At 71.7% G+C, this 2,577-nt stretch carries 2 protein-coding genes and 1 pseudogene; 1 reads left to right on the forward strand and 2 read right to left on the reverse strand.

What is annotated here, in order from left to right; all coding sequences use genetic code 11:
* Positions 1–144: 144 nt before the first annotated feature.
* Positions 145–531, reverse strand: a complete 387-nt coding sequence (locus AB0J67_RS40575; protein ID WP_363491067.1) for a hypothetical protein — start codon at positions 529–531, stop codon at positions 145–147.
* A complete protein-coding gene (locus tag AB0J67_RS40580) occupies positions 521–952 on the reverse strand; it encodes a YbaB/EbfC family nucleoid-associated protein (RefSeq protein ID WP_363491069.1) in 432 nt (143 codons plus the stop codon). The genes AB0J67_RS40575 and AB0J67_RS40580 overlap by 11 nt, the downstream gene beginning before the upstream one ends.
* A gap of 258 nt (positions 953–1,210) precedes the next feature.
* Between AB0J67_RS40580 and AB0J67_RS40585 the strand changes: the two are divergent.
* Positions 1,211–2,577 (forward strand): annotated as a pseudogene (locus AB0J67_RS40585) (hypothetical protein); the annotation flags it as partial.

The raw sequence follows: 2,577 nt of genomic DNA on the forward strand, positions 1-2,577 counted from the left end.
CTCCGAAAGCCGCGGCTGTAGAAATGACAGATAACGCAGCGAGGGTATATCCGCCCAGTGCAGGTCATCGGCCAGGAGCGCCAGCGGCTTGTCCTACTGACCCAAAACCGCGATCATGGCACCCGGCGGCGGGTCGGCGGAGCGTCAGATCGGGATGTTGGGGTGGTGGTTGCCCGCTTTCTGGGCGCGCTGGGCCATCGCGACGTCGGTGGCGGTGGTGTTGTCGGCGGCGACGTTGATGTTGTCGCCCATGGACTGCAGCGCCGCGCCCACCTGCTGCCACAGCGTCAGGATGGTGGGCGCGATCTTGCTGTAGCCCTCGTCGAGCGCCTTGCCCACGTCGTCCATGCCCCACGGCTGGGACTTCCCGGCGGAGTCGATGCTCGCGCCGATGCCCGAGCGCAGCGAGGAGACGTCCTGGCCCGCCGCGCGCATGCGCCGCCCCGAGTCGCGGGCCGCGTCGAGGTCGAGGTGGGTGCCGTCGCCGCCGGGCCAGCTCATCGGCCGGATGGGGATCTCGTCACCGCTCATCGCGCTGCTCCGGGCGGTAGTCCATGATGTCGTCCTGGCGCTTCATCAGGTCGTTCATGTCGTTGGTGCGCAGGAACGACAGCGCGCCGGAGTCGGCCGGCATCACCTCGGCCATGATGGCGTTGACGCCCGCGCCCGCGGACTCGCCGGCCTTGGTCACGACCCTGGTGATCTCCTCGGCCAGCGCGGTGGCACTGTACGAGCGCAGCGCCGCGGGCTCCAGCTCCAGCTTCACCAGCCGGCCGCGCGCGTCCACGGACACCTTGATCAGTCCGTCGCGCGACTTCTCGGTCGCCCGGTAGGCGTGCAGTTTCGCCTGCATCTCGCCCATGCCGGAGCGCAGGCGACTGTACTGGTCGTGCACCTGTGCGAAGCGTTCCCGCAGCGCCCAGTTGGCGTCGCGATCGGAGCGTTGGGCCATGAGGGGCTGCCCTTTCGTCATGCTGCCAGTGCATGCCGACTCTAGCCCGGCTGAGCACGTTGCGCCGCAACCGGGTTGGCGCACTCTTGTCCGGATCGAGTAACTTACCCACAGCGTTCACGTGTCGGCGTCACGCCGGCCCCCGCCGGGGAGCGGGGCCGCAGGACACGTGGGACCGAACTCTGGGGAGGGTGCGGGATGTCGTGGTTGCCGTCGCCGATACCGCATCCGCTGTCCTATTTCGATGCGCCGGGGTGGATGAAGGAATGCCTCGACTGGGTCATCGGCATGGACTGGCCCGAGGGCGACGAGCAGGCCACCTGGGACCTCGCCGACGACTGGTACTCCGTCGCGGCTGACCTGGCCGAGCCGCTGGTCGAGTCCGAGCGGGCCGCGCTCGACGCGGTCGCCGCGTTCGGCGGGGTCGAGGGCAAGGTCGCCGCGGCCATCAAGGAGGCCTGGGAGCAGATCGGCAGCGGCTCGGAGAAGTCCGCGCTGCAGGCCGCCGCGCACGTCGCGGGCGTGCTCGGCGAGATGCTCGAAGGCGGCGGCTGCGACATCCAGGGCGCCAAGCTGGAGTACTACATCGAGCTGGGCCTGCTGCTGATCGAGCTGATCGCGCTGGCCGTCGCGGCGTTCTTCACCTTCGGCGCGTCCACCGCCGCCGCGGGCCCGGTCTGCATGGCCACCCGGTTCGCCATCAAGGAGATCCTCAAGCGGCTGATCAAGTCGCTGATCGAGCGCGGCATGAAGCGCGCCATCAAGGACAAGATCAAGGACCTGGGCCAGGACTTCACCAAGAAGCTCGGCCGCTGGGCCATCAAGGCGGGCAAGGAGGGCCTCGACGAGGCCAAGGAGGAGCTGCTCACCCAGGGCGCGATCCAGAGTTACCAGGTCGCCCAGGGCCGCCGGGACGGGCTCGACGGCGGGGACCTGCTCATGGCCGGCTGGGCGGGCTTCGCCGGCGGCGCGGCCAGCACGCTGGCCGGCGGCCACAACGGCTCCTTCACGAGCAAGGTCTCCCATGGGGTACGCGGCGAGGTGCTCGGCGACATCGGCGGCTCGCTGGCCACCGGGCAGATGCCGGACCTGGGCAATCTCGGCATGGCCGCCACCTCGGGCGCACGGTCCAGCGTGACGAGCCACCTGACCGGCGAGCTCAACAACATGACCTCCGACGTCGTCGGCAACCTGGCCGGCGTCAACGTCGACGGCAACACCGGCGCACCCATCGCCGCCGCGGCCGCCACCACGACCACCGGCTCCCCGCCGGACACGCAGGCCCGGCAGGTGTCCGACGACTCGGCGACCTGGCCGAGCGCACCCGGCACCGGTGACTCCGGCGGCTCCTCCGGCTCGTCGGGTTCGTCCGGCGGGCTGGCGGGCATCGCCCCGCCCGAGGCGCCCCCCGCGCCGACCAGCACCGCGCCCGCACCGGCCGCGCCGGCGCCGAGCGTGCCCACGCAGACCACCGTCGTCGCACCGGTCGCCGCCGCAACCACGGCCCCGACCATGGCCGCCCCGGCCGCGGCGCCCGCCGCCGCGCCGCCGTCCACCGGCCTGGCGGGCACTCGCCGGCCCGGAACAGCCGGCACATGCCGAGGTCGGCGCTGGCGGTGCCGGGC

This window comes from Catellatospora sp. NPDC049609 (genome assembly GCF_040675365.1).
In the GTDB taxonomy this organism is placed as follows: domain Bacteria; phylum Actinomycetota; class Actinomycetes; order Mycobacteriales; family Micromonosporaceae; genus Catellatospora.